At 40.6% G+C, this 26,895-nt stretch carries 35 protein-coding genes, 1 tRNA gene and 2 pseudogenes; 9 read left to right on the top strand and 29 right to left on the bottom strand.

Translation table 11 applies throughout. The features are described from left to right. Positions 1–12: 12 nt before the first annotated feature. Positions 13–1,251: an NAD(P)H-dependent oxidoreductase gene (locus O3636_RS01370; RefSeq protein WP_000673652.1), complete on the top strand. Its 1,239-nt coding sequence runs from the start codon at positions 13–15 to the stop codon at positions 1,249–1,251. Positions 1,252–1,297: 46 nt separating this feature from the next. Beyond that, a pseudogene (locus tag O3636_RS01365) lies at positions 1,298–1,543 on the top strand (solute carrier family 23 protein); the annotation flags it as partial. A gap of 95 nt (positions 1,544–1,638) precedes the next feature. On the opposite strand, the gene ffh reads toward O3636_RS01365, so the two are convergent. The 3 genes from ffh to O3636_RS01350 all read right to left on the bottom strand — a co-directional run bounded on the left by ffh (position 1,639) and on the right by O3636_RS01350 (position 4,022). Next, positions 1,639–3,210, bottom strand: coding sequence for a signal recognition particle protein (gene ffh / locus O3636_RS01360; protein ID WP_000863622.1), 1,572 nt, complete (start codon positions 3,208–3,210; stop codon positions 1,639–1,641). Between the two features lie 11 nt (positions 3,211–3,221). Then, positions 3,222–3,554: a putative DNA-binding protein gene (locus O3636_RS01355; RefSeq protein ID WP_000402066.1), complete on the bottom strand. Its 333-nt coding sequence runs from the start codon at positions 3,552–3,554 to the stop codon at positions 3,222–3,224. A gap of 90 nt (positions 3,555–3,644) precedes the next feature. After that, entirely contained in the window at positions 3,645–4,022 is a 378-nt protein-coding gene (locus tag O3636_RS01350; RefSeq protein WP_371641429.1) for a DUF1934 domain-containing protein, read from the bottom strand. A gap of 71 nt (positions 4,023–4,093) precedes the next feature. Between O3636_RS01350 and O3636_RS01345 the strand changes: the two genes are divergently transcribed. Beyond that, positions 4,094–5,398: an HD domain-containing protein gene (locus O3636_RS01345; protein WP_371641428.1), complete on the top strand. Its 1,305-nt coding sequence runs from the start codon at positions 4,094–4,096 to the stop codon at positions 5,396–5,398. Between the two features lie 12 nt (positions 5,399–5,410). Then, a complete protein-coding gene (gene yidA, locus O3636_RS01340) occupies positions 5,411–6,217 on the top strand; it encodes a sugar-phosphatase (protein WP_265528345.1) in 807 nt (268 codons plus the stop codon). A 54-nt stretch (positions 6,218–6,271) separates the two neighbouring features. On the opposite strand, the gene O3636_RS01335 is transcribed toward yidA, so the two are convergent. The 5 genes from O3636_RS01335 to O3636_RS01315 form a co-directional block, all read right to left on the bottom strand. Next, positions 6,272–6,343, bottom strand: a tRNA-Arg gene (locus O3636_RS01335). A gap of 43 nt (positions 6,344–6,386) precedes the next feature. Then, the gene (rplS, locus tag O3636_RS01330) at positions 6,387–6,734 is read right to left on the bottom strand and encodes a 50S ribosomal protein L19 (RefSeq protein ID WP_001068669.1); all 348 of its coding nucleotides are present in this window, start codon (positions 6,732–6,734) and stop codon (positions 6,387–6,389) included. A gap of 122 nt (positions 6,735–6,856) precedes the next feature. Continuing rightward, entirely contained in the window at positions 6,857–8,020 is a 1,164-nt protein-coding gene (locus tag O3636_RS01325; protein WP_261023940.1) for a chloride channel protein, read from the bottom strand. A 46-nt stretch (positions 8,021–8,066) separates the two neighbouring features. Beyond that, a complete protein-coding gene (locus tag O3636_RS01320) occupies positions 8,067–8,339 on the bottom strand; it encodes a chorismate mutase (protein WP_261023934.1) in 273 nt (90 codons plus the stop codon). 115 nt (positions 8,340–8,454) lie between these two features. Then, entirely contained in the window at positions 8,455–8,898 is a 444-nt protein-coding gene (locus O3636_RS01315) for a flavodoxin (protein ID WP_261023933.1), read from the bottom strand. A gap of 103 nt (positions 8,899–9,001) precedes the next feature. Between O3636_RS01315 and O3636_RS01310 the strand changes: the two genes are divergently transcribed. The 4 genes from O3636_RS01310 to O3636_RS01295 all read left to right on the top strand — a co-directional run bounded on the left by O3636_RS01310 (position 9,002) and on the right by O3636_RS01295 (position 11,100). Next, positions 9,002–9,937, top strand: coding sequence for a bifunctional oligoribonuclease/PAP phosphatase NrnA (locus O3636_RS01310; RefSeq protein WP_371641427.1), 936 nt, complete (start codon positions 9,002–9,004; stop codon positions 9,935–9,937). A gap of 95 nt (positions 9,938–10,032) precedes the next feature. Further along, positions 10,033–10,275 (top strand): type B 50S ribosomal protein L31, encoded by a 243-nt coding sequence (locus tag O3636_RS01305; protein WP_000710764.1) that lies wholly within the window; start codon positions 10,033–10,035, stop codon positions 10,273–10,275. A gap of 191 nt (positions 10,276–10,466) precedes the next feature. Further along, positions 10,467–10,751, top strand: coding sequence for a type II toxin-antitoxin system RelB/DinJ family antitoxin (locus O3636_RS01300; RefSeq protein WP_023941319.1), 285 nt, complete (start codon positions 10,467–10,469; stop codon positions 10,749–10,751). Continuing rightward, entirely contained in the window at positions 10,741–11,100 is a 360-nt protein-coding gene (locus tag O3636_RS01295) for a type II toxin-antitoxin system RelE/ParE family toxin (protein ID WP_371641426.1), read from the top strand. Before O3636_RS01300 ends, O3636_RS01295 begins: the two co-directional genes overlap by 11 nt. A gap of 154 nt (positions 11,101–11,254) precedes the next feature. On the opposite strand, the pseudogene O3636_RS01290 reads toward O3636_RS01295, so the two are convergent. Beyond that, positions 11,255–11,662, bottom strand: a pseudogene (locus O3636_RS01290) (imelysin family protein); the annotation flags it as partial. A 222-nt stretch (positions 11,663–11,884) separates the two neighbouring features. On the opposite strand from O3636_RS01290, the gene O3636_RS01285 reads away from it, so the two are divergent. Then, on the top strand, positions 11,885–12,184 hold the full coding sequence (locus O3636_RS01285; RefSeq protein ID WP_000981526.1) for a YbaB/EbfC family nucleoid-associated protein: 300 nt from the start codon (positions 11,885–11,887) through the stop codon (positions 12,182–12,184). A gap of 112 nt (positions 12,185–12,296) precedes the next feature. On the opposite strand, the gene O3636_RS01280 is transcribed toward O3636_RS01285, so the two are convergent. The 20 genes from O3636_RS01280 to O3636_RS01185 all read right to left on the bottom strand — a co-directional run bounded on the left by O3636_RS01280 (position 12,297) and on the right by O3636_RS01185 (position 26,895). Then, positions 12,297–13,070: a potassium channel family protein gene (locus O3636_RS01280; protein WP_371641425.1), complete on the bottom strand. Its 774-nt coding sequence runs from the start codon at positions 13,068–13,070 to the stop codon at positions 12,297–12,299. 82 nt (positions 13,071–13,152) lie between these two features. Then, entirely contained in the window at positions 13,153–13,962 is an 810-nt protein-coding gene (locus O3636_RS01275) for an MBL fold metallo-hydrolase (protein ID WP_000004961.1), read from the bottom strand. Between the two features lies 1 nt (position 13,963). Continuing rightward, positions 13,964–15,313 carry a cell wall metabolism sensor histidine kinase VicK gene (vicK, locus tag O3636_RS01270; protein WP_261023929.1) on the bottom strand — a complete coding sequence of 450 codons (1,350 nt, stop codon included), beginning with the start codon at positions 15,311–15,313 and terminating at the stop codon, positions 13,964–13,966. After that, positions 15,306–16,013, bottom strand: coding sequence for a response regulator YycF (gene yycF, locus O3636_RS01265; protein WP_000722071.1), 708 nt, complete (start codon positions 16,011–16,013; stop codon positions 15,306–15,308). Before yycF ends, vicK begins: the two co-directional genes overlap by 8 nt. 55 nt (positions 16,014–16,068) lie before the next feature. Next, positions 16,069–17,244 (bottom strand): A/G-specific adenine glycosylase, encoded by a 1,176-nt coding sequence (gene mutY, locus O3636_RS01260; RefSeq protein ID WP_371641424.1) that lies wholly within the window; start codon positions 17,242–17,244, stop codon positions 16,069–16,071. A 1,029-nt stretch (positions 17,245–18,273) separates the two neighbouring features. After that, positions 18,274–19,260, bottom strand: coding sequence for an N-acetylmuramoyl-L-alanine amidase (locus O3636_RS01255; RefSeq protein WP_371641423.1), 987 nt, complete (start codon positions 19,258–19,260; stop codon positions 18,274–18,276). A gap of 2 nt (positions 19,261–19,262) precedes the next feature. After that, positions 19,263–19,595, bottom strand: a complete 333-nt coding sequence (locus tag O3636_RS01250; protein ID WP_371641422.1) for a phage holin — start codon at positions 19,593–19,595, stop codon at positions 19,263–19,265. 16 nt (positions 19,596–19,611) lie between these two features. Beyond that, positions 19,612–20,973, bottom strand: coding sequence for a hypothetical protein (locus O3636_RS01245; protein WP_371641421.1), 1,362 nt, complete (start codon positions 20,971–20,973; stop codon positions 19,612–19,614). A 5-nt stretch (positions 20,974–20,978) separates the two neighbouring features. Beyond that, on the bottom strand, positions 20,979–21,299 hold the full coding sequence (locus tag O3636_RS01240) for a hypothetical protein (RefSeq protein WP_371641420.1): 321 nt from the start codon (positions 21,297–21,299) through the stop codon (positions 20,979–20,981). Positions 21,300–21,302: 3 nt separating this feature from the next. Next, positions 21,303–21,761, bottom strand: coding sequence for a hypothetical protein (locus tag O3636_RS01235; protein WP_371641419.1), 459 nt, complete (start codon positions 21,759–21,761; stop codon positions 21,303–21,305). 14 nt (positions 21,762–21,775) lie between these two features. Beyond that, positions 21,776–22,213, bottom strand: a complete 438-nt coding sequence (locus tag O3636_RS01230) for a hypothetical protein (RefSeq protein WP_371641418.1) — start codon at positions 22,211–22,213, stop codon at positions 21,776–21,778. Positions 22,214–22,223: 10 nt separating this feature from the next. Further along, on the bottom strand, positions 22,224–22,376 hold the full coding sequence (locus O3636_RS01225; RefSeq protein WP_371641417.1) for a hypothetical protein: 153 nt from the start codon (positions 22,374–22,376) through the stop codon (positions 22,224–22,226). Beyond that, entirely contained in the window at positions 22,369–23,040 is a 672-nt protein-coding gene (locus O3636_RS01220) for a hypothetical protein (RefSeq protein WP_371641416.1), read from the bottom strand. The genes O3636_RS01225 and O3636_RS01220 overlap by 8 nt, the downstream gene beginning before the upstream one ends. A 1-nt stretch (position 23,041) precedes the next feature. Then, on the bottom strand, positions 23,042–23,497 hold the full coding sequence (locus O3636_RS01215) for a hypothetical protein (RefSeq protein WP_371641415.1): 456 nt from the start codon (positions 23,495–23,497) through the stop codon (positions 23,042–23,044). Positions 23,498–23,505: 8 nt separating this feature from the next. Beyond that, the gene (locus O3636_RS01210) at positions 23,506–23,985 is read right to left on the bottom strand and encodes a hypothetical protein (RefSeq protein ID WP_371641414.1); all 480 of its coding nucleotides are present in this window, start codon (positions 23,983–23,985) and stop codon (positions 23,506–23,508) included. A 1-nt stretch (position 23,986) separates the two neighbouring features. Further along, positions 23,987–24,532, bottom strand: coding sequence for a hypothetical protein (locus tag O3636_RS01205; protein ID WP_371641413.1), 546 nt, complete (start codon positions 24,530–24,532; stop codon positions 23,987–23,989). Further along, positions 24,525–24,800, bottom strand: coding sequence for a hypothetical protein (locus O3636_RS01200; protein WP_033675953.1), 276 nt, complete (start codon positions 24,798–24,800; stop codon positions 24,525–24,527). The genes O3636_RS01205 and O3636_RS01200 overlap by 8 nt, the downstream gene beginning before the upstream one ends. After that, positions 24,793–25,386, bottom strand: a complete 594-nt coding sequence (locus O3636_RS01195) for a putative phage tail protein (RefSeq protein WP_371641412.1) — start codon at positions 25,384–25,386, stop codon at positions 24,793–24,795. Before O3636_RS01195 ends, O3636_RS01200 begins: the two co-directional genes overlap by 8 nt. After that, entirely contained in the window at positions 25,386–26,513 is a 1,128-nt protein-coding gene (locus O3636_RS01190; protein ID WP_371641411.1) for a baseplate J/gp47 family protein, read from the bottom strand. Before O3636_RS01190 ends, O3636_RS01195 begins: the two co-directional genes overlap by 1 nt. Continuing rightward, positions 26,503–26,895 carry a DUF2634 domain-containing protein gene (locus O3636_RS01185; protein ID WP_023948079.1) on the bottom strand — a complete coding sequence of 131 codons (393 nt, stop codon included), beginning with the start codon at positions 26,893–26,895 and terminating at the stop codon, positions 26,503–26,505. The genes O3636_RS01190 and O3636_RS01185 overlap by 11 nt, the downstream gene beginning before the upstream one ends.

The raw sequence follows: 26,895 nt of genomic DNA, 5'->3' as shown, positions 1-26,895 counted from the left end.
AGACCAAAAAGAATGAAATTTGTTGGACTTGTAGGATCAAACTACGATCAATCATATAACCGTAAACTCTTGGAATTCATCCGTCGTCACTTCAAACTCAAATTTGAATTAGAAGTTCTCGAAATTGACGAAGTTCCAATGTTTAACCAAGACGAAAAATGGGATGAAAGTTTCCAATTACGTCTCTTGTATAACCGAATTACGCGTGCTGATGGTGTCATCATTGCTACTCCTGAGCACAACCACACAATCTCAGCTTCTCTTAAATCTGTTCTTGAATGGCTTTCATACGAAGTTCATCCATTTGAAAACAAACCAGTCATGATTGTGGGAGCTTCTTACTACGACCAAGGTACTTCTCGTGCCCAAGTTCACCTTCGCAAGATTCTTGACGCTCCAGGTGTTAATGCCTACACACTTCCAGGTAACGAATTCCTTCTTGGTAAAGCCAAAGAAGCATTTGACGATGAGGGCAATATCACAAATGAAGGAACTATTAATTTCCTTGAAACATGCTTGGACAACTTTGTAAAATATGTGGGAGTCGTTTCAAAATTGAAAAAACCAAAACCAATTGCACCAGAAGATTTATATTGTACAAATTCAATTGCAACTACCATTCAAGGTGTTGATCCAGACGATCCTGAATGGGTAGAAAAAGCAGCTGAACTTGTTGGAGCTGTTTCTGGAGATACTTACGTTAAATTAGACCACGGTATCTTGACAGTTAACCAAATTGACATGTTCTTGAAAGCAATGCCATTTGAGTTGACATTTGCAGATGATAATAATCAATTCTTGTACTTTAATAACGCACACCAAGATCCAAATACAATGTTTGGTAAACGTGTACGTGCTCAATCAGGAAACCGTCTAGGAACTGTACACGGTTCATTACCAGATTCTAGAATGAAAAATGTTGAATGGGTTGTCGGCGTATTGCGTAACGGGGATCAAGAATATGTCCGTACAATTGTTCCAGGAACACCAGAAGGCGTTATTAATACCCATAATTACCAAGCAATGTACTATCCAGATGGTTCATATGCTGGAATCAATGAAATCATCTTTAATTTCCAACCATGGCTTGACTGGTACCTCAATACAACTGGTCAACGTCTAGTTGGTGGAAATGCTGCAGCTCCTGCTGGAGGACACGGTGGCGCAGATGCCACATCTGGAGCTTCTGATTCAGGTGATGCTGGAGGCCACGGTGGTGGCGCAGACGCTACATCTGGAGCAAGTAATTAATAATTTTAGGAACCGTTATGGTTCCTTTTTTAGTGACTCTTTATCAACTGTACTTGGTGGTATGTCAATCCTTCTCTATGGGGTTATCGCCAGCAACGGTTTGAAAGTCTTGATTAAAGAACGTGTTGATTTCGCTCAAATGCGTAACCTAATCATCGCAAGTGCTATGTTGGTCCTTGGACTTGGAGGAGCTATCCTTAAACTTGGTCCAGTTATACTTTCAGGTACTGCCCTATCAGCCATGACAGGAATCATCTTGAACTTGATCTTGCCATACGAAAATAAAGACTAAAAGTGTAAATACATCAAAAAATGAGCATTTCCAATTACGGAGGTGCTCATTTTTCTTCTTTCTAAAAAAGGAAAGCCCTGCGGCCTTCCTTTGTCTTACTTACGTTTCTTCTTTGCTTTCTTCATTTTGTTAGCCATGCGTTTCATGGACTGTTTCATAGCAAATTCACCAATTTTACCTTTGAGTCCGCCACCAAACATCTGGCTCATATCTGGCATTCCTGCTCCTCCGAGAGCTGACAGGTCAGGCATACCGCCTTGTCCCATCATTCCTTCAAGGGCAGACATATCCATTCCTCCCATATTTGGCATATTTTTAGGAAGGTTGTTTGGATTGATTCCCATTTGCTTCATCATTTTGTTCATATCTCCAGACATGACACCTTGCATTAGCTGTTTAGCCTGGTTAAAGTCCTTGATAAATTTATTGACTTCTACAAAAGTATTTCCAGAACCTGCGGCAATACGACGGCGACGGCTCGGATTTAACAAATCTGGATTTTCACGTTCTTCAGGTGTCATTGAAGACACAATAGCACGTTTGCGAGCAATCTGACGCTCATCCACCTTCATGTTTTGAAGGGCTGGATTGTTAGCCATACCTGGAATCATCTTGAGCAAATCTTCCATTGGCCCCATGTTTTGTACCTGATCCAACTGATCGATGAAATCATTGAAATCAAAGGTGTTTTCACGCATCTTCTCAGCCATTTCAAGGGCTTTTTGCTCATCGTATTCTTGAGAAGCTTTCTCAATCAGAGTGAGCATATCCCCCATGCCAAGGATACGGCTAGACATACGGTCTGGGTGGAAGGTCTCAATGTCCGTAATCTTTTCACCTGTACCAGTGAACTTGATTGGTTTTCCAGTAATATGACGAACAGATAGAGCCGCACCACCACGAGTGTCCCCATCAATCTTGGTAAGGATAACCCCAGTTACTTCTAACTGAGCATTAAACTCACGCGCAACATTGGCCGCTTCTTGACCAATCATGGCATCAACCACGAGGAGAATTTCGTTTGGTTGAGCTAGTGCTTTCACGTCACGAAGTTCATTCATCAAAAGCTCATCAATCTGCAAACGACCTGCCGTATCAATCAAGACATAGTCGTTATGATTGGCTTGGGCTTGTTCCAAACCTTGACGAACAATCTCAACAGCTGGTACTTCTGTTCCAAGTGCAAAAACAGGCACATCAATTTGTTGTCCAAGAGTTTTGAGTTGGTCAATGGCTGCTGGACGATAGATATCCGCCGCTATCATCAAAGGACGAGCATTTTCTTCCTTCTTGAGTTTGTTGGCCAATTTACCAGCAAAAGTTGTTTTACCAGCCCCCTGCAAACCGACCATCATGATAATCGTAGGAATCTTAGGTGACTTGATAATCTCTGCTGTATCAGAACCTAAAACAGCTGTCAGTTCCTCATCAACGATTTTAATAATCTGTTGAGCAGGATTAAGGGTATCAATGACCTCATGCCCGACTGCACGCTCACGAACTTTCTTGATAAAGTCCTTTACAACAGGCAAGGCAACGTCGGCCTCAAGCAAGGCCAAGCGAATTTCTTTGGTTGCCTCTTGGACATCAGATTCAGAGATTTTTCCTTTTTTACGTAGATTTTTAAAGACGTTCTGCAAACGTTCTGTTAAACTTTCAAATGCCATGTTTCTTCCTCTTATTCTCTATTATCAATGCTTGTTAAAATTTCTATCTGCTCCTGCAGAAAGTCATCCTTGGGATAGCGCTCCAAAATCTGATCAAAAATCTGACTACGGACAATGTAGTCCGAGTACATGTGCAATTTCATCTCATAATCTTCCAGAATCTTTTCTGTCCGCTTGATATTATCATAGACAGCCTGACGACTGACGCCGAACTCTTCAGCAATCTCAGCGAGGCTGTAATCATCAGCGTAGTAGAGCTCTATATAATTCATTTGCTTATCTGTCAAAAGCGCTGCATAAAATTCAAAGAGCGCATTCATACGATTGGTTTTTTCAATTTCCATAACTTTTATTATACCAAAAATTAGCCTAATCTACCACATTAGCAGGCTAATCCGAGAAGATAGCCAAGTAAATTTGAAAAAGACATGAGACTATCCCCAAGTAATTTCCAATTGATAGCTCGCAAAGGGTTGTCCCTCTTGATTTTGTAGTTGATAATCTAAATGAATCTTTTGCTCATCAACTTCATAGCGACTGGTTTGGATGATAAACTCCTGCATGCCCATAGGTGTAGGAATGTAGGCTAAACTATCGCTATTCTTTAGAAAGCGCATAATGGTCTTGGGATTGGAAAATCGGCTCATTACCAGTTCTTGACCATGAAATTTAATAACTACTTTTTCCTTTTCCTCATTATAAAAAAGCAGATAGCTATAATCTCCCTTTTCATGCACTTCCACGTCATAGAGCTGGTCAATCACTTCCAACTGCTCATCAAACTGAATCGTATTTCGCATCCGAATCTTCACATCAAGTCCTCTTTCTTGTCTCTTGTCCTACTATTTTACCAAAAACTCTAGCTTTTTGCTATAATGGTCATATGAACGAAAAAGTATTCCGTGACCCAGTTCACAACTACATCCATGTCAATAATCAAATCACCTATGACTTGATTAATACAAAAGAATTTCAACGTTTGCGACGTATCAAACAACTGGGAACTTCCAGTTATACCTTCCACGGTGGAGAGCACAGTCGTTTTTCCCACTGCTTAGGAGTCTATGAGATTGCAAGACGTATCACTGAGATTTTTGAAGAAAAATATCCTGAGGAATGGAATCCTGCCGAGTCTCTCTTGACCATGACCGCGGCCCTCCTACATGACCTTGGGCATGGTGCCTACTCCCATACTTTTGAAAATCTCTTTGATACAGACCACGAAGCTATTACTCAGGAGATCATCCAAAGTCCTGAGACAGAGATTCACCAAGTCCTGCTACAAGTGGCGCCAGATTTTCCAGAAAAGGTAGCCAGTGTCATTGACCACACCTATCCTAACAAGCAGGTCGTACAACTCATTTCCAGCCAGATAGATGCGGATCGCATGGACTATCTCTTGCGCGACTCCTATTTTACGGGAGCATCCTATGGAGAATTTGACCTGACTCGAATCCTCCGAGTTATTCGTCCTGTCGAAAATGGCATCGCCTTTCAGCGCAATGGCATGCATGCCATCGAAGACTATGTTCTCAGTCGTTACCAGATGTACATGCAGGTCTATTTCCACCCTGCAACACGCGCCATGGAGGTGCTCCTTCAAAACCTTCTCAAACGTGCTAAAGAACTCTATCCTGAAGAAAAAGATTTCTTTGCACGAACATCTCCACATCTCCTGCCTTTCTTTGAAAAAAATGTGACCTTGTCTGATTATCTGGCTCTGGATGATGGTGTGATGAATACCTACTTCCAGCTCTGGATGACCAGTCCTGACAAGATTCTCGCAGACTTGTCGCAACGCTTTGTCAACCGCAAGGTCTTTAAATCCATTACCTTTTCACAAGAAGACCAAGACCAACTCGTAACCATGAGACAACTGGTTGAAGACATTGGCTTTGATCCCGACTATTACACTGCCATTCATAAGAACTTTGACCTCCCTTATGATATCTATCGTCCCGAATCTGAAAATCCACGGACACAGATTGAGATTTTACAAAAAAATGGGGAACTAGCCGAACTCTCTAGCCTGTCTCCTATCGTCCAATCCCTTGCTGGCAGTCGCCACGGAGATAATCGTTTCTATTTCCCAAAAGAAATGTTGGACCAAAACAGTATCTTTGCTAGCATTACCCAGCAATTTTTACACTTGATTGAGAACGATCATTTTACCCCAAATAAAAACTAGAAGAGGAAATTTATGAGTATTAAACTAATCGCCGTCGATATCGACGGAACCCTAGTCAACAGCCAAAAGGAAATCACTCCTGAAGTCTTTTCTGCCATCCAAGATGCCAAAAAAGCTGGTGTCAAAGTCGTGATTGCAACTGGCCGCCCTATCGCAGGTGTTGCTAAACTTCTGGACGACTTACAGCTGAGAGACGAAGGTGACTATGTTGTAACCTTCAACGGTGCCCTTGTCCAAGAAACTGCGACTGGACATGAGATTATCAGCGAATCCTTGACCTATGAGGATTATTTGGATATGGAATTTCTCAGCCGTAAGCTCGGTGTTCACATGCACGCTATTACCAAGGACGGTATCTATACTGCCAATCGCAATATCGGAAAATACACTGTGCACGAATCAACCCTCGTCAGCATGCCCATCTTCTATCGTACACCTGAAGAAATGGCTGATAAAGAAATCGTCAAATGTATGTTTATCGATGAACCAGAGATTCTGGATGCTGCGATTGAAAAAATTCCAGCAGAATTTTACGAACACTACTCCATCAACAAATCTGCTCCTTTCTACCTCGAACTCCTTAAAAAGAATGTAGACAAGGGTTCAGCTATTACTCACTTAGCTGAAAAACTAGGATTGACCAAAGATGAAACCATGGCGATCGGGGACGAAGAAAATGACCGCGCCATGCTCGAAGTCGTTGGTAACCCCGTTGTCATGGAAAATGGAAACCCAGAAATCAAAAAAATCGCCAAATACATCACTAAAACAAATGACGAATCTGGCGTCGCCCATGCTATTCGAACGTGGGTACTGTAAAAGTAAAGAATAGACAAAAACCGCTCAGCTGAGCGGTTTTTGATAACTAATTACTGCCCCCTGCAGGAATCGAACCTGCAACTACTCCTTAGGAGGGAGTTGTTATATCCATTGAACTAAGGGAGCTAGATAAAAACTCTGCTGAACAAAGCAGAGTTTTTTAGTCGAATTAACGACGGATTTCTTTGATACGAGCTGCCTTACCTTGAAGTGCACGCAAGTAGTACAATTTCGCACGACGTACTTTACCGTAACGAACAACTTCGATTTTTTCAACACGTGGAGTGTGGATTGGGAAGATACGCTCAACACCTACACCGTTAGAGATTTTACGAACTGTGTAGTTTTCTGAGATGCCAGCACCTTTACGTGCAATAACAACACCTTCAAAAATCTGGATACGTTCACGGTTACCTTCGACAACTTTCGCGTGTACACGAACAGTGTCACCAGGACGGAATGATGGGATATCTGTACGAAGTTGACCTTCAGTCAAGCTTTGGATTAATGGATTCATTTTATTCTCCTATCTTTGTCAATCTTGAGGGACTTCCCTCAGCGGATAAACTGTATTTTTGTGCTTCCATTACGCACAAAAACTATCATATCAGATATTTTCAGGTTTGTAAAGCTATTTCCCTACTTTTTTGCAACTTTTTGACCGGAATAAATGCTCCACTCTTTTGGCAGGCAATAGGCGATAACACAGGCGATAACAAAGAAAGGAAGATTGCCATACCCAAAGACCTCTCCTCCAATCAAGATCGGTGCGAGCAAGGTCGTGGTCGCACTACCAAAGACACAGGCATAGCCGATAGCTGCTACGACCAAGACGGGTAGGCCCAGTATAGGTGCGAGAAAGACTCCAAGCGTAGCTCCGATCGCAAAGAGCGGTGTCACTTCTCCTCCTTGGTAACCAGCAGAGATGGTCACCACGGTAAAGAGAAGCTTCAAGATCCAGTCATAGCTCTGCGCATTGCCTTGGTGAAAGGCCACGTCAATCAAATTGGTCCCTAGTCCACTATAAGAGCCGACCTTGGTCAGTTGAAGAGCCAAGAGGACCAAGCTGAGTCCAGCCCCTATGACAGCAATCCGGATATATGGATTCGGCAGGACTTTGGCGACTGTTTTCTTCAACCAGAAAAGGCTGACTGCAAAGAGCTTTCCAGCAAGGCCAAAAGCTAGGCCAAGAAGAGCAACTTTGATCAAGGTCTCTGGTGTCCAGATCAGCGTTTCCTTGAGTGGCACAGCAAATTTCTCCAAGCCAAGGGCATGAGAGGTGAAGCTCGCCACGATCGAGGCGATAAGCGCTGGATAGAGAGCAATTAGCTGCAACTCCCCAACAGTCAAGACTTCAAGGGCAAAAAAGGTTGCAGCCAGCGGCGTCTGAAAGAGCCCAGCGAAACCGGCTGCCATCCCGGTCATAAGAAAGATACGCGAAGCATCGGCTATCTTGATATGACGCGCAAAACGGTGTGAAAGGGTTGCTCCAATCTGGACAGCCACGCCTTCCCGACCGACCGAACCACCGAAGAGGTGGCTCATCCATGTCGTCAGCATGATCAAAGGCACCAAGACCAAGGGGATTTCCTCCTCACGCGCATGCCCAACATCAAAGACCAGGCCCATCCCTTTTGAAGCCTTGCCACCAAATCGCTTATAGAGATAAACAATGACAAGCCCTGCTAAGGCCAAAAACAGAATCAAGGGCCAGTGTTGGCTTCGGAAATCCCCGATCAGAAGCAATCCTCGACCAAAGATCATATCAATCGCACCGACCAAGAGACCGATGATCAGGGCCATCCCGGTTAGTACCAAATACTGCTGTATTTTTTCTTGATTCGATTGATTAATCACGCGCCTTCACCTCCTCCTGGTAGTCTCTAGAACGCTTGAGAATATCTGAAAAAGTCGCAACTATCGTCTCCTGATACTGCTTATCCTCTACACGGTTTCTTACTTTCTCAAAGATAGCTTCTTCTCTTTTGGTATCTAAAATAGCTTTTCCAGAAGCTTTCTTATAGGCAACTACACCCTCAACTAAATGCATTCGTTCTTCTAAGAGCTTGACGATTTGGTCGTCGATTTGATCAATTTCTTGGCGAATACTATCTAAATCCATACAGTCTCCTCCTTTATTTGAATTATTGTATCAAAAAGCCATCAAATAGGCTAGTAAAATCCCAAGTCACGATAAGAACAATGCACTGATTGATTGCATCAGCGCACGTTTATGCTTATCCTACTTTAGCAGCCAATTCTTCTGCGAATTGTTCCAAGCGTTCAATGTCTTCTTCCTCAGCAGAGAGATCAACTTTGACACACTCTGAACCTTTTTCTGCCCCTGTTGACACAAAGACACGGTCAAAGTCATCAACAGCCTTACAGAACTCATCGTAGAAGGTATCACCTGAGCCGACCACTCCGTAGATTTTACCATTCAAGTTGAGGTCTGCTAGGTCTTCGTAGAAGTCCATCATCTCATCTGGCAATTCCCCATCACCATAAGTATAGGTCGCAACGATAGCGATGTCTGCTTCCAAGAAGTCTGAAGCGTCAACAGTTGTACATTCATCAACATCGACATCCAAGCCCAATTCACGTAATTTGTCTGCTACAATATCTGCAATTTCTTCGGTATTACCGGTCATACTGGCAAATACAATTTTTGCTAATGCCATATCGTCCTCCTCAATTTATCTTTCTCCATTATATCACATCTTTTTCATTTTAAAAATAAAAATTCTTGTGCTACAATGAAATGAGAAAGAATTGAGGTTATTTATGGACATTTGCCATCAAATTTTAGAAAAAATCAAAGAATACGACACGATTATCATTCATCGTCATATGAAACCAGACCCTGATGCCTTGGGAAGTCAAGTAGGCTTGAAAGCCTTGCTGGAATATCATTTCCCTGAAAAAACCATCAAAGCCGTTGGTTATGATGAACCAACTCTAACTTGGATGGCTGAGATGGATCTTGTTGAAGACAGTGCTTACCAAGGTGCCCTTGTCATCGTCTGTGATACAGCGAATACTGCTCGTATCGATGATAAACGCTATATTCAAGGTGATTTTCTCATTAAGATTGACCACCATCCAAATGATGATGTATACGGTGACCTATCATGGGTGGATACTAGTTCAAGCAGTGCTAGCGAGATGATTACCCTATTTTCAGAAACAAGCCAACTTGCCTTGTCAGATCGCGCTGCTGAGTTGCTCTTTGCAGGAATTGTTGGTGATACAGGTCGCTTCCTTTATCCTTCTACGACTGCACGGACTCTTCGCCTGGCTGCCTATCTGAGAGAACATAACTTTGACTTTGCGTCTCTCACTCGCAAAATGGACACTATGAGCTACAAAATTGCAAAACTTCAAGGCTACATCTACGACCATCTGGAAGTGGATGAAAATGGCGCCGCTCGCGTTATCCTGAGTCAGGAAATCTTAAAACGATTCAATGTCACCGATGCTGAAACTGCAGCCATTGTCGGTGCACCTGGACGCATTGACAGTGTGAGTCTCTGGGGAATTTTTGTGGAGCAGGCTGATGGCCACTACCGTGTTCGCTTACGCAGTAAAATTTATCCTATCAATGAAATCGCCAAGGAACATGATGGTGGAGGCCACCCTCTAGCAAGTGGTGCTAATTCCTATAGCCTAGAAGAAAACGAAATCATCTACCAAAAGTTAAAAAACTTGCTTAAAAATTGATAAAATACTTGCCAAACTTTTCAGAATCTGATAGACTAGTATGGTAACAATCTATGGCTCGCAAAGAGACCATGGCAGAAAGGAAATATTGCAAAATGAAAAAAGATATCCATCCAGAATATCGCCCAGTTGTCTTCATGGACACAACTACTGGTTACCAATTCCTTAGCGGTTCAACAAAACGCTCTAACGAAACAGTTGAGTTCGAAGGCGAAACTTACCCATTGATCCGTGTGGAAATTTCATCAGACTCACACCCATTCTACACTGGACGTCAAAAGTTCACTCAAGCAGATGGACGCGTGGATCGTTTCAACAAAAAATACGGTCTCAAATAATGATAAAAAGAACAGTTTCGGCTGTTCTTTTTTTATTTCTTGAAATTAACTGCTGTTTTCACATTCCAGACTCAAAAAAACTTTGCACTCTCAATAGCCTCACAATGGTTCCCAGAGTATAGAGTTTTTTCTTGCCTAAAAAATAGAAAAGATATATACTAGCTATATATAGTATAGATTGGAGGTATACCATGACGACATCACTTACTAAGCAATACAATTTTAAAATCAACGAGTCATCAATGGAACAAGCTAGAGCTATCATCAAGGAAAAAGGAATGACTATGACGGATGCTATTAGTCTTTTTATCGAGCAGATTGTTCTCGAACAGGATTTGCCAATAAAAACTGCAGAAGATTTACACCGTGAACGATTGATTCAAGAACTACAAGCCCAATCTGAACGCGCCTTAAGAGAATATGAATCCGGACAAGGAACTTCCCTAGATGATATGAGGCTACGATATGACTTATAAAGTGATTCTATCTACTGAAGTGAGTCAAGCAATTGACAGTATCCATAACTACATCAGCACTGTTCTTTTATCACCCCAGTCAGCTAAAAATACTGTGGCCAAAATTTTAGACGGCTTAAAAAGTTTAGAAACCTTTCCTGAAGCTGGCTTTGATGCAGATGAAAAAATCGGACTTAAAATCAATAGTAAGTACCCCACACGAGGAAAAATTATCGGTCAATATATCTTGCTTTACTTTATCGATCAAACTCAAAGAACTGTTTTTCTTTCCCACTTATTCCACACAAAAAGCGACTATGTTACCTTGCTACAAAGCCAAAATAACAAAAACTCAAAATCATCATTTTGATATCCACTGCTCTCTTAATAGCCTTGTGATTATAAAGAATACAGTCTGCATTTTAATTAGAAAATCAAAAAAACTTTGCACTCTAGCTAGCCACACGATGGTTTCTAGAGAACAAAGTTTTTTTATTAGAGCAGATTTATTCTTCCTTATCTTGACTTTCAGTTCCTTTAGTTGTATTGTCTTCCCAAAGGATACGTTCAATACGGTGGAAACCTGCCCAACCTTCTTCTGTCTTGTTTTCGTCCATGTAGTCTGCCAAACGGAAGTCAATCTTGACATCTGATTCACCAAAACTTTCGGCAATTGGTTCTGAACGCTCATAGGACATACGAATCAGTGGATAAACCTTCTTAGCTTCTTCTAACTTACCTTCTTTCAACAGTTTGACAAAGCCTTCCGTATCTGTCAACAGATTATCGATTTGCTCTTGCACAAAAGTCTTATAGTCAGCTGTGGCCTTATCAAGCATTTTCTGCTTGTCTTCAGACAAAGCTGTCACCTTAGACGAATCGGTTGTATCTGCTGATTTTTCAAACCTAACAGCACAAGCTGTCAATAGCAAGGCTGAAGATAAAAGGACAAAACCTAGTTTTTTTCATTGTTTACTCCTATCGGTTCAGGAAACCTGAATTAATTTTACGTTTCATTATACCATGTTTTCACTCATCTTTCATTAAATTTTCAAAAAATTTAATGTTGAGGGATTTATACTAACAATAGACTTTTAACCTCAAAATTGATAAAATAAGAAAGAAAATAAGATAAAAGGAAACTATAAATCACCATGATGAACATGCAAAACATGATGCGCCAAGCACAAAAACTTCAAAAACAAATGGAACAAAGCCAAGCAGAACTTGCTGCTATGCAATTTGTTGGCAAATCTGCTCAAGACCTTGTCCAAGCGACCTTAACTGGTGACAAAAAAGTTGTCAGCATTGACTTCAATCCAGCTGTCGTTGACCCAGAAGATCTTGAAACTCTTTCAGATATGACTGTTCAGGCTATCAACTCTGCTCTTGAACAAATCGATGAAACGACTAAGAAAAAATTAGGTGCTTTCGCTGGAAAATTGCCATTCTAATAAAAATCACAAAAACGCATAATGTAAGGTGCCAGAAGACCTTGATATTATGCGTTTTATTGTGTCAAGACTTACTTGATTTCTCCTCGAATCAAGTTTTGTCTCACCTTTATTATATTTTTTCAACTAAGTCTTTTATCATTCGATGTAGTTCTTCTATCTTTTCAGATTGTTTCTCTAGTAATATTCTCTGACTAGATAATTCATCTTGGAGTTTATCAAGTTTTATCTGTTCATCTGGATTATCTTTTACAAAAAAGTTCGTCAAGGCACTCGTTAACATTCCTATTGTTCCAATACCAACAAGCATTAATAAGACAGCTAACCATTTACCAAAGATCGAATTCGGAACAATATCCCCATAACCAACTGTCGTTACAGTAACAAGAGCCCACCAAAGACTATCTGAGAAAGATTTTTCTTCAACAACGGATAAAATCGAACTTCCTACCAGCACAATAAAGGAATTGAGATAGAAAATATAAAGCAAGCCATTTGTTCGTAAGAGTTTTCCAATCTTCTTTTCCAGCTTACCAGTCAATCCAACGATTCTTAAAAGACGAGTCAGTTTCAGTAATTTTGTCAGCCTTGCTAGGCGAAAGATGCGTCCTAATCGAAACACTGTAAAAATAGCATTTAAAGGAAGGATAGCTAGCAGATCAAAGATATTTTCAATTATGAATCGCCATTTCCCTTTACTTAAAAAGAACCGCCAGCCATAATCCACCACGAAAACACCCCAAAGTAGTAAATCAATAATATTGTATGGAGGATTATCCAAGTCAATCATCTCAGCAAATCCAAGCAAGACTAAAACAACAGATATCAACGTAAGTATGATAATCGTTGTATCATAGTAATCCTTAAATAACCATTTTCTTTTCACACTACTTCTCCTATATCATTTTTAAACATTATACCACAACAAATATCTACTAATATATAAAAAGAAGGCACTCGCCTTCTTTTTATATATCTGTCAATGGTGTTGCGGTATCTGGTGAGGTATCATAAACCTTAAAATCTACTCCGACTCCCAGATCAGCTTGCGCTAGCTGGTTGACCATGGTCATGTGAGCTAGCTCCTTGATATTGTTTTCCTTAGACAAGTGACCAAGGTAGATTTTCTTAGTGCGATTTCCTAGCGTCCGAATCATGGCTTCAGCACCATCTTCGTTAGAAAGGTGACCGAGATCCGATAGGATTCGTTGTTTGAGTCGCCAAGCGTAAGAACCTGCTCGTAAAATCTCTACATCATGATTGGACTCAATGAGATAGCCATCCGCATTTTCGACAATTCCTGCCATACGGTCACTGACATAACCTGTATCTGTCAAAAGAACAAAACTTTTATCATCCTTCATAAAGCGATAGAACTGCGGTGCGACTGCATCATGACTCACACCAAAACTCTCAATATCGATATCTCCAAATGTCTTGGTTTTGCCCATCTCAAAGATGTGCTTCTGAGAAGAATCCACCTTGCCAAGATATTTACTATTTTCCATAGCTTGCCAAGTTTTTTCATTGGCATACAAATCCATACCATATTTGCGAGCCAAGACACCCACTCCGTGGATATGATCTGAATGCTCATGGGTAATCAAGATGGCGTCCAAGTCTTCTGGCTTGCGATTAATTTCAGCAAGTAGGCTTGTAATTTTCTTGCCAGACAAGCCTGCATCCACTAAAAGCTTCTTTTTTGGTGTTTCCAGATAAAAGGAATTCCCACTGGAACCCGACGCTAAAATACTGTATTTAAAGCCTGTTTCACTCATTCTAGTCTTCTACTTCATCCTCCCATACTTCTTCTTTAACTGCATCCTTATCATAAGGGAGCACAATTGTGAAAGTTGATCCCTTACCGTATTCACTCTTGGCCCAAATAAAGCCCTTATGTTGTTTGATAATTTCTTTGGCAATAGACAGTCCCAGACCTGTTCCACCTTGGGCACGACTTCTAGCACGATCCACACGATAAAAACGGTCAAAGATGCGTGGTAAATCCTGCTTAGGAATACCCAAACCTTGGTCTGAGATAGATAAAATCATCTGATCATCAGTTGTCTTCATAGTCACTGTGATTTTCCCACCATCTGGAGAATATTTAATAGCATTGTTGAGAATATTATCAATGACCTGTGTCATCTTATCTGTATCAATCTCAATCCAGATAGAATTGATAGGGTAATCTCTCACCAGTTCGTATTTCTTCTCTTCATCCTGCCCTCTTATCTGATCAAAACGGTTAAGGATAAAAGTAATAAAGGCAGTAAAATTAATCAATTCCACATCCAGATGACTGGTCACATTGTCAATCCGAGAGAGATGAAGGAGGTCTGTTACCATGCGCATCATACGATTGGTTTCGTCTAGAGATACCTTGATAAAGTCTGGTGCTACGGTCTCACACAAGGCTCCCTCATCCAAAGCTTCAAGATAAGATTTAACACTGGTTAAGGGTGTCCGTAACTCATGGCTAACATTGGAAACAAAGAGTCTCCGCTCGCGTTCTTCCTTCTCCTGCTCAGTCGTATCATGCAAAACAGCAACCAGACCCGAAATAAAGCCAGACTCTCGACGAATCAAAGCAAAGCGAACACGAAGGCTCAGATACTCACCATTAGCATCCTGAGAATCAATGATGAGCTCAGGAATTTGGGTGATCAAATCACGAAGTTCATACTCATCTTCAATCTTAAGCAATTCTAGAATACTTTTGTTGAGAACATCTTCTTTCTGAACACCTAACTGTTTCTTAGCCATGTCATTAATCATGATAATCTGACCCCGACGGTTGGTCGCAAGAACCCCATCTGTCATGTAAGAGAGGATACTGTGTAACCTTTTACTCTCTTGTTCCAGATTTTCTTGAGTCAACCGAATTACTTCAGATAAATCATTGAGATTATTGGTAATATTAGTGATTTCAGAGCTTCCCTGCATATCCAATACTTGAGAATAATCTCCTGCAATCAGGTCTTTTACCTTTTGATTGATTTGCTTCAACCGAATATTATCCCTACGATTTTCTAGTAAAAGCAAGGTCACGACTAAAATAAAGCCAAGTAAAATGAGGATAAAGATAAAATCACTGGTTAAAACTGTGTCTTTAATTAGTTTAATCATTATTTCTCATATAATAACCAACACCTCGACGTGTTAGGATATACTCCGGACGACTTGGTGTGTCTTCAATCTTCTCACGCAAACGTCTGATAGTTACATCAACTGTTCGAACATCTCCGAAATAATCATAACCCCAGACAGTTTCAAGCAAATGTTCACGCGTAATCACTTGACCGATATGAGAAGCCAAATGGTACAAGAGTTCAAATTCACGGTGGGTTAAATCTAGTTCTTCACCGTATTTCTTAGCCACATAAGCATCTGGAACAATCTCCAAGTCCCCAATTTGCAAGGGCTGAGTTTTATTTTCATCTGATTCTTGATTATCTACAGAAGCCAAGTCCGTGCGACGAAGGAGAGCTTTAACACGCGCCTGCAACTCACGATTTGAGAAGGGTTTTGTCACATAGTCATCCGCCCCAAGCTCTAAACCGATAACCTTATCAAATTCGCTATCCTTAGCTGACAGCATGATAATAGGCACACTACTAGTCTTGCGAATAGTCTTCGCAACTTCTAAACCATCAATTTCTGGAAGCATCAAATCCAAAATAATAATATCTGGTTGCTCTGCTTCAAATTGCTCTAGCGCTTCACGACCATTAAAAGCAGTTACAACCTCGTAACCTTCCTTGGTCATATTAAACTTGATAATATCTGAGATTGGTTTTTCATCATCTACAATTAATATTTTTTTCATATGTTCACCTTTTTCTCTACTATTATACCAAAAAAATAGCAAGAAGACACAATAGCTAGTCTTTGCTACTGTCTAAGTTGGCTTGTGCATAAGCCTGCCAGATTTTTTGTTGGGGTTTGGCAAGTGGATAATTCTTAAACTCTTCTGGTGAAAGCCAGCGAACTTCCCTATCTGAAAAATCATGGAAGTCAGTCACCTGACCTGCTACAATTTGAACATGCCACTTGCGATGGCTAAAGATATGCTTGACAGTCTCAAAATAAACATCGAGCCAATCAACATCTAAGTCATAGTCCTGCTGAAAACTCTCCTCTGGACTGGGACCAAAGTTCACACTTTCTTCTGCAACCTGATGGAAGAGGTCAAACTGCTCTTCTTGCGAAAACTCATCTACTTCTATCAAGGGAAAATGCCAAAATCCTGCTAACAACTTTTCGCTTTCATTTTTTTCAAGTAGAAATTGTCCCTGAGAATTTTTCACAACTAAGGCTTTAAGATAAATAGGAACAGGCTTTTTCTTTGGAGCCTTAATTGGATAACGGTCCATGGTTCCATTCTGATATGCCGCACTGAAGTCCTTAACTGGGCTTTCTTCTGGCCTAGGATTTACAGGAGCCTCAATATCTGAGCCTAAGTCCATCAAAGCTTGGTTAAAGTCACCAGGACGATCCGGATCAATCAAGATTTCCATCATCGCCTGAAAAATTTTGCGATTACTTGGAATCCCAATATCATGGTTGACTTCGAACAGACGGGCCAAAACACGCATGACATTACCATCTACAGCCGGCTCAGGCAAGTTAAAGGCAATACTGGAAATGGCTCCTGCTGTGTAAGGACCAATCCCTTTCAAGCTGGAAATTCCTTCATAGGTATTTGGAAATTGACCACCAAAGTCAGTCATAATCTGCTGGGCTGCAGCCTGCATATTACGAACTCGAGAATAATAACCCAAACCTTCCCAAGCCTTCAACAAACGTTCTTCAGGCGCATTCGCCAAACTTTCTACTGTTGGAAACCAGTCCAAGAATCTTTCATAGTAAGGAATAACCGTATCCACCCTGGTCTGCTGGAGCATAATTTCAGACACCCAGATATGATAAGGATTCTTACTCCTACGCCATGGTAAATCTCTTTTATTTTCATCATACCAGTTGAGAAGTTTCTCACGAAAAGAAATGATCTTCTCCTCCGGCCACATGACGATACCGTATTCTTTCAAATCTAACATATCTCTAGTATAACACAGAAGGTTTCACCTGTCTTTGTATCTGATTTATAATATTTTCAATAGATAGTATATAACTTTTCTTTCTACTTAAATATTTTTAATATGACTTCAGCTGAAAATCAATAAAATATCGGAGAAGGTTATTATCCACTTTCAAGGTTTGATTTTGAGACAAATAATACTCAATGAAAATCAAAGAGAAAACTAGGAAGCTAGCCACAGGTTGCTCAAAGCACTGCTTTGAGGTTGTAGATAAGACTGACGAAGTCAGTCACATATATAATCCAAGGTGAAACTGACGTGGTTTGAAGAGATTTTAGAAGAGTATAAGCTAGAAATACAGTATTATTTAAAATAGTCGATCATCCTACGGATAAACAATAAAAACTCATCACTCTTAGAAAATAACGAAAATGCTGGTTGACATCATCCTAAAACAAGTGAAAAATAGTATTTTGCCCCTTTTTTGCCCCCTATACACAAAAAAAGCCTACTGACCAAGCTAGAAAGCTTGATACAATAGGCTTTTTAAAGGCTGATTATTTAACAGCGTCTTTTATAAAGGATATACTTCATAGCTATATAATAGAAAAAAGTTTTGATAAATAAGGATGTATACGATTAAAAACCAATTTAAAATTATAGGTAAAAATACATAAGTTTTAAACTTATGCCCCATTAATGCCCCAAATTTTATTTTTATATTTTTGGGGCATATATAGTCCCTATTCTTCAAGTAAGCACTTTTTTGAACAATAGGATTGTAATTTTTGTTTCTAATCGTTCAAAATGCGTGTTTTTGCAAAATAGAAATACAAACTCTAATTTTGTTAACCTCAACAAAATTGGCAACTAAGGGCTTTATAAAGCTATTTGTTGACTTCAACAAGTCAATTTTTCAGGCAAACCATTTATTTTGCTACCGACATTGATGTCGGTTGGTTAGATGTTTTCTTGATTCAGAACAAACAAAAAAACCGCAAGCCTGAGCCTGCGGTGAAAGAACATTTTAGAAAGTTTCCTTTCTATTTATTTAACTGTAATCAAGCCTTCCGGCTCTACTGTGAACTCTGGCTTATCTGCCATGCTGCCATCTGGTTTGAGGTAGTACCAGCCTTTTCCGTCCGCTGATTTTACAAATGCGTTCGATACCATCTCTCCTTTTTGATAATCAAGATAGTACCAATGTTCCTTGTACTTAACCCAACCAGTGGCCATCTTACCATCTTCTTTGAAGTAGTACCATTTGTTACTGATAAGCACCCAACCAGTGGCCATAGCGCCATTTGGTAGCAAGTAATACCAGTCCCCATCTGAATGCTTGTGCCATGAATTAGCCTTCATGTAGCCATTGCTATCAAAGTAATACCAGACATTGTTGATCTTCTGCCATTTATTCGTTGGATAGCTTCCATCTGCATTGACATACCACCAGCCAGTTGAATTTCTCTTCCAACCTTCCTGATTACCCTCATTATCAAGCATTTCTTGGACTGTTGAGCCAAGAGATTGATAATGCTTGATTTTATCAATCACATAGTCACGCAAGCTGTCATTGTAGCCACCGTGTAATTCAAGGGAACGAGCAGGGCATGATGTGCTAGAAAATTCATTGTGAAACTTGATGTTTGAATAGTTCGGAGTATCACCGAAATAAGTCATATCCTCGGCCATTTGGCGCAATACCATGTTTTCATTTTCAATGAACTCGGCATCTGATGCGCTGAGTTGCTGACAGACTTCATAACTGATAGAGTTCATGTTAGCATCGTAGTTAGCAGCAGACCATGAACCATTGTATGTGTCTTCGACTCGCACAATTGCATCTCTTGAGATGTAGTAATGAGCAAAACCAAGTTCAGACCGGCCATTGTCATATCGTTCTTGGAGCCATTCGATATAGGCCTTTGCACTTTTTGAACCAGCATCATTGTGCATGATGTAGTATTTTGGTTTTTCGGTTGGACGAGAACCTGAAATCCCGTTGAAGATTGTATGGTTAATGATTTCTACCATCATTATTCCCCTTTCCAAGCGTCATTCATCTGCTTGACCGATGCCTCGATAAATGTATCAAGGTCCTTGTCAGTCATGCTGATGTTGTATTTTGTAAGTTCAGCTCGGACTTTATCACGAGCTTGCTCTAGCTTTTCATCACCTTTGTAGCCAGTCTCTTGAGCTACCTGCTCTACTGCGTGTACTGCGTTTTTAGCTAGGATTTCAGCGATTTTTACAGCTTTCTCTCCGCCTTTTTGCAAAAGATACTCTTTTACTGCTTTTACGATATTGCCTACTGCTACAGCCAAGAATCCTGTAGCAAAAGCGATAATCAATTCATTAAATTGTGACATTGTTAAATTTCCTTTCTTATGGTAATTGCGTAGGCCACGGGTCATCGGTTAAGTAAGAGATGGCACTTACACGGATATCCCCAATGTCTCGGTCGGTTGGCACTGGGTTTAAGAATTGGAATCTTAAATGATTTTGGTCTGCAGCTCCTCCTACATACCATGTACCGTACACAATTCCATTATCGTTATATATATTACCAATTAAGGATGATTGCGTTCTAAACCCTATAGGTATATTATCTCTAAAAATGATAAAACAATTTCTTTCTCTGTCTGTTTCTTGAAGAATATAGCCTTGACCATCGCGTCTTACAATTCCGAACCAGCCCCATTGAAGACCTCCAAATTGATATAAGACCAGATTGTTAAAGCGTCTTATTTTTACATACGAATTTCCTAGTTTTGAAACTGAGTTAAGTGTCCTCCAACCAGTATCACCGATTAGGACCTTCCAACCTGTATTACCATTCCCACTCTCTTTTATCCATTTGAGAGCGCCATTCGTCGCGTTGACATCTACATAAGTTGTTCCGATTTCACCAGTGATACGCCCTTCTGGAAAGCCTGTGCCACGGATTTCATGCCCTACATTGTCTGGTATCGGTAGAGTGACATTATTGCCTCCTGCAATACCTAGGGTATTTCCTGTCAAGGTCAGTCTTGGTTCAGGCTTTTGATTCAGTACCTTCACATCACTAGCAACCGTCTCAAACTTGCGCTCAAGCCCTCTCAAGCTCTCTTGAGTTTCGGCTACTTGAGTTTGTGCATCCTCAGGCGCTGGGCTCCAATCTGTCGCGACATTGCCTTTTTCAATCTTCACATCCCAGACACTCTTGGTTGCTTCTTTGTGATAAGTGTTAACGCGCAGATGATAAATCCCTGTAAGCTTATTCCAAATTATTTTCGTTCCTGTGGTACCGGTCTTGAGGTCCGATACAATTTGATAATTTCTGACATCCTTGTCCATAATCCAAAGAACTACGTTATCGGATTCCTTATTCCCGTCGTGATGAGCTGTAAAGGTCCCGTCCGTTTTAGCCGAAATAATATATTCCTGTCCCTGTTCCATGTGAACAGACGTCTGTTCTACATAGAGAATATTATTATCAAAATTAGCTGGCTTTTTATCTGGAAGAAAAGGTCCTTTCGAACCTCTTAACAAGTTAGTTCCACCAACTCTCATCTTAGCGAAGGTCTGCGCAAGGCCATCAATATCTTGTTTTACCTCTGATTTTGTCGCAAGACTATCCATTTGAGTAGCGATGCGGTTAATAGACTCTGTATTAGCCGAAATCTTTGCTTGAGAGTTGGCATTTTGCGTCTTGATATCCTTGATATCTGTACCAATAGCTGTTGCTAGATTTTCAAGGTTATTCATGGCCATCACGCTTTCGCTGCATTATAGGTTGCGACCAGGTCAAGATTGGCAAATTCATCAATACGACGGCCAAGGTCAGCCAATTTCTGCACAACTGCAGTCTCAACATCTCCACTCAAGCTGGCGATTTTTTCAGCAATTTCTTTAAGCGTATCAAGATTTTCAGGAACTCCATCACCCAGAATATCATTCTTCACTGCTGTTTTCGCTTGCTCGATAGCCTGCATTAACGTAGCGTTGTCAATCTTTGTATCGATTAACTGCTTCATTGTCTTGTTATCCGCTCCCAATGCTTGAGCGAATGCAATTAATTTACTTGTATCCATGTTTTACACCTTTCCTAAGTTATAGTACATGAGCAGGTCTGGAATTTCCGGACACGCTCCACCTTCGCTAAGCTGTCTTTTAACTTCTTCAGCGATGTCCAGCTCTTTGAGAGTATGAACTACCTCAAGAACCAATTCTTTATCCGACGCTTCAATTTCAATATAAGTTTTTCGATCGCTTGGAAAGATATATCCCCCAGCCGAAATTTCTACACGGTATTTACCGTTTGGCAGAATACTATCTAAATTAAAGCTAACAGATTGATCCTTGACGAGTGATTTTGTCTTCCAACAATATTTATCTTTTGTTAGGGTTATAAGAGCTTCTTGCCCCTCAAGAGAAGCAATACCACGGAAATTTTCATCTTGCAATTCAAATCCGAAAGTAGAGGACAAATCTCCTTGCTTGACACGAACGCCTCCGTCAACCTGAACCAAATTAGTCGTATTACTACATCCCATTCCATGCCCCCTTTCTAATCATCTATTAAGATGCCTTCTTTGATATCCAATTTTTCAAAATCGCTGAATAAACGGTCTATGTAGCCATTACCTCCTAGAGTTTTATAGCTTTTGTGCATGCTTTCCACTAGTGAAAATTCATCTCGGGAGGTATAACCTCTGTTAATAGCTCGTCGCATATCACGGTCAAGGCGCAACTTCATGGTATTTAGATGCGCCTCATCGTGAATTTTTAATTTTTCTTGCACTTCGTCGATTTTGGAATTGCTATCTTTAGCGGTAGTCTGGACATCTTCAATCTGTTTCTTGACATTGGTTAGTTCCGAGACGATTCTCTCCGTCTCTTCTTTGGCTTTTTTCGGCAATTTGTAGCTAAGCCAAGCGATGATAATCGGTGAAGCCGATGGTAGCACGTTCATGAAGAAATGTTCTATCTGTTGTAAGACGTCCATAAGCACCTCGCTAGTTCGCCAATTGGCTCAAACCAAGGCGTTCCAATTCTTTGCGTACACGATCTCGGAAGCGTTTATTGACGAATGAAAAGTCAATCGCTCCACGTTTTAGCAGGTTAATGTACATGTCGATTTTAGCTTGGTCTAATGTAATTTTACTCATTGTTGCTACCTCCATTGTTTTCACTAGTGCTCGCTTCGCTTGTCGGTGTAGGAATTTCATGTTCTGTCTCGCTTTCTGTTGGTTGTTCTACTGCTGGTGCAGGTTGTGTAGACGCTTCTGCTACTGGTTGTTCAGTAGTTGGTTGTGCTGGTGCTGGTGTTGGTTCAGATACGACCACGTTAGGAACTCCATTTGTGGCCACTTCTGTAGCTGATTGGGGTTCTGGTTGAACTGGTTGAGTTACTGGAGCAGGTTCAGTAGGGTGTGTTTCTGCAACGTGTGGTGCATCTTCATGTCCCTCTGCTTCGTCCTCATGCTCATGATCGATACCATTGTGTTTCTCAAGCACTTCCAAGCGTGCAAAGATTTCCTCGATATCATCGTTATTACGCAAGCTGACCTTCTGCATGCCTTCCATAAGCTGATTGGCTTGTTCAAGTGCTGTAGTCGTTTTAGCCAACTGTTCTTGGTTTTTGACAATAGCGCTTGTTGGATCTAATTCAGTTCGTAGAATCTCTTTGACTGCTTCAATGAGTGTTTCATCCGTGTCACCAAGTCGATCACCCTCTAACTCACGAGTGAAAAAAGTAAGCGGCTTGTCACATTGAATAGAGACTTCCGTCTTGCCAACTCTGTAAAATTTATTTACTAATACAAATTCCATGTTAATGTCCTCCTGATAGTTTAATATAAATGTCTAGCGAATCACCATTTGTGAAATTTCTCTTGAATTCATCTCTCTGATTTATGTCTGTAAACTCAATATAAAGCCCAGGTGCTTTGTTTATTCCTCCTGAATAATTATTTAAATAATCATTTGAATGGTCATTTGAATAATGTGTATATGCATATCTTGCGTATACAACTCTTTTTACACCATTTTTGGGTTTTATATTAATTTTTGTTTTGGTTATTTTGCTTCGGTTTCGATATTTATCATCGAATGTCCCATCGTTATTGGTTGTGTTTAAAACTAAAAAATCGCTTGAGATTGTTCGGAGACTTAAATCTCGAAAGCTTCCAACAAATATCCACTTCTCCTTCTCCCAAACCAATCTTGAGCCAACATACCGTTCTACAATCTCATGCCCTCCGACATAGATTCCTTCTCTTGTAGCCATAGCATCACCTACTCATACACATCATAGATTGTGTTAGGATCTTTTGTACCAATTACATTATATTGCGCTTTAGACCCATACCAATACTTCATTTGTTGATTTCCATTTTGGTTAATCAGCTTGTGTGCGACTACTTCAGACGGTGTACTTGGAATCCCAAGCGCTGACCTGTTTACTCTTAGAACACCCGAGCTATCGACTGTAATCGTTGAGTTATCCGGTCGTACTACACCAGCCTGCCCACTAGTTGCAGTTTTGGCTTTCATCACACCATTTGACACTTCTGTTGTCTGGTTATCAGGTCTGACGATACCGTTTGAGTTCGACGTAGCTACTGATACATTGCTACTGATTCCATTTTTCAATGTCTGCACAGACACTTTTTTCAACCCACGACCATCATGAATCATGATGTTGTCCGAGTTGTTAACCTGACTAGCCTGTGGCAAATCAGTTACTTTTCGTGTCTGTGTACTAATTACTGCCATCTTATACCTCCATAATGTATTTCCAATCTGCGACAATCACACGGCCATTTTCATCAGCAAGTAAGGTATGTTCTGTACCGTCGTCTGTACGAATCGGAGCAGTGAAGTCATTCTGTAAGAACATGTACTCGATAGCATTTAGTCTATCTTCGTGCTCCTGAAACTCACGCTTTAAAGCCTCTACTGACTCATAACTTGCTTGTCTAACGTTGTCTACGTTACCCAGACCAACTTGATGCTTCGTAACGCTATGTGGATTGTTGTGATTATTTGCGTGATTGTTAAAATCTTGCTTACTTGCTTGTTCGACGTTTGCGACATTCCCTAGTCCCACTTGTTGCTTAGTGACACCGTGTGGATTGTTGTGGTTTTGGATATGACCAGTTAGGTCAACCTTCTCAGCCTTGCTTTTAGTGACCTCGTCGATCTTTTCGGGAAGACCGTCGATGTCTGCAACCTTGTGCCTGTGACTTGAATCAGCTTTGTTTTCCCATCGTTGCGCATCTTCAACGCCGATGATATCTCTTGACCTCCAGATTTTAGCCATCTGTTAGCACCTCCAGTCTATATTTGAATCGTGTTGTTGTTTCAATCGGAACGTATACATCAATGACAGACTGAGGTACGTTTGAACTGTCTAGCAACTCAATCTTATTGATTTCTCTGATTGAGTCTGGGATCAAGAAATCAATCAACACAAAACGCTGCTCTCGTCGCTTCTGTATCGTCACAATTTGATTATTATTCAATCTTGCTTTATTGATTTTAGCTAGTACGGTTTCTGTAACTGTATTTAGTAACGCTTCTTTAATCATTGAATAAAACCTCCTCTTGTGGCCCTTCATACTCAAAAGGTGTCACTCCTACAACTGCATAACCTGCTCTAGCAAAGTCTACTGACGTCTTGAATAACCGTTCTTTCAGCTTGACTCGTTCTGTCACTGTTGGGATATGCGTATATCCCATATTTGCTGGCTTGATTGCATTGACAAAGATAACTGACTCTCTGAAAAGTCCACTCGTTTCTGCACCAGACTCAATCAGCAAGACCTGGTTAGCGAAATCTACTGAAGCCTTGTACTTTCCTTTGCCAAAAAGGTCGTCTAATTTGCGAATTAAAAACCACCATGAAAATGGTGGTCTCATATTGATCCGCAACAAAACACGCTCTCTTCTCCACTCCAACGTATCGTCAGCGTGAGCAACAATACCGTAGACTTCTTCAAATTTCGTTAACGTAGGAACATCGCAGAGCATAATGAACTGATTCTTGATAAACTGCTCTAACGAGATAGTACCGTCTTTAAACAGAGCATTTTCAACCCGAACCAGTTCTTTCATATCTTTGACGCCCTCATAGTAATCTGGAACGTATTCAGATAAGTTTACTTCTTTTACCATTAAACCGTCCTCACTGTTCCTTTATACGGCAATTGTTGTAATTGTCCTGTAAAAACAAGTGCTAAATCAGCTTCGCGGTTATTCAGTTTCATCTTATCCACGTTAGCAACACCGTTAATGGTCAGTAGCCTGGCCATTAACTGCGAGCGATAGATTTTCATGCTGTAGGTGTTAACATCTGAGTATTGCGCCCAGTTCTTTCTCAAATCCAAGAAATACTGGTCTAGAGCCTTGTCTACCAGTTCTTTTACTTGATTTAACTGATATCCTGTCATCAACTCAAGTTTAAACTCAATATCAATCGGGAAGCGTGTCGCAGTCGTAACCGTCACACGATGATTGATAGGAGCAAGTCCAACTCCTTTTCCAGTGTATTCTAGTGGATCCAGAACGTTTTGCACCTTCTTGATTGTCTCGGTAGATGCCAAGTTTAAGTCGTTGTCTAAAACAACTACTTTAACCGTTCCTGAGCCATTCCAAACTGGATAAACCTGAACTGCGCCAACACCGTCAATTTCACGGACACGCTGAATGTACTCGATGAAGTTACCGCCAAACGGTTTCTCATTGACGTAAATCAAGAAACGCTTCCGCAATTCATCGTCAGTTTCTTCATCTTGGCCAGATGTAACGATTTCCCCTAAGACTGCAGTGGCGAGGTTTCTGTAGTTCTCTAAGGGTAAGATATTACCATAGTAGCGATTTCCGACAACTCCAGTCGTCTCACACTCTACTTCATACTTACCTACTACATCTGTTGCACGAACAACCTTGTAGATGAGTGCAGCATCGTCAATTGTCGCAAAACGAGAACCTAAAGCGATTTGTACGCCTTCTTTTCTCTCGTTTTTAAACTCCGCAAAGCGTACCGCTTTCTTGGACGGATAACGATGTAGACCGAACTCTTCCACCTTGTAGTCTAGGTATTGCCCAATAGCAGTCTGTGGAAATGTATCTAGCAGTAGATTTTTCAACTGCAAATAAAAACCAGCTAACTCATAACAAGCAGGCGCCAATGCGTCATAGATGATAGAACCTTCCCGTGTATCAATATTTTCATTGACACGAGAAAGAGCGTCATTCATCAGATAATCAAACGTGTATTTTTCTAAGAAATCACCTATCATTAATCAGCGTCACCTCCTTTTCAACTTTAAATAAACCAGATATGGTATGGACTTCAAAGACACAAAGCAAACTGTCCTTGGTTTGTTGCTCGATGAAGAAATTTTGGACACTTTTAATTCTTGTATCAACTAACAAGGCTTGAGAAATTGTTCTCTCAAGGTCAGCTTTGACAAAATCATAAGGCTTTCCAATCAAGCGCTCTAATTCTACTCCGTAGTTTGAAGAGTAGATGACCCACTCAAACCGTTCTGTAAGCAAAATCTTTTCAACTGCTTGCCTCATGGCTTCTAAGCCGTCAATATATCCGTGTATTCTGCCATTTTTCACTTGATAAGTGTAGGATGGCAAAACAACTTCTTCAATGTTTCGTATATCTACCAT

The sequence above is a fragment of the Streptococcus sp. 27098_8_76 genome (genome assembly GCF_041432315.1).
GTDB lineage: Bacteria > Bacillota > Bacilli > Lactobacillales > Streptococcaceae > Streptococcus.
Note: the sequence above shows the minus strand (reverse complement) of the source record. Positions and strands in the feature narration are given on the sequence as shown.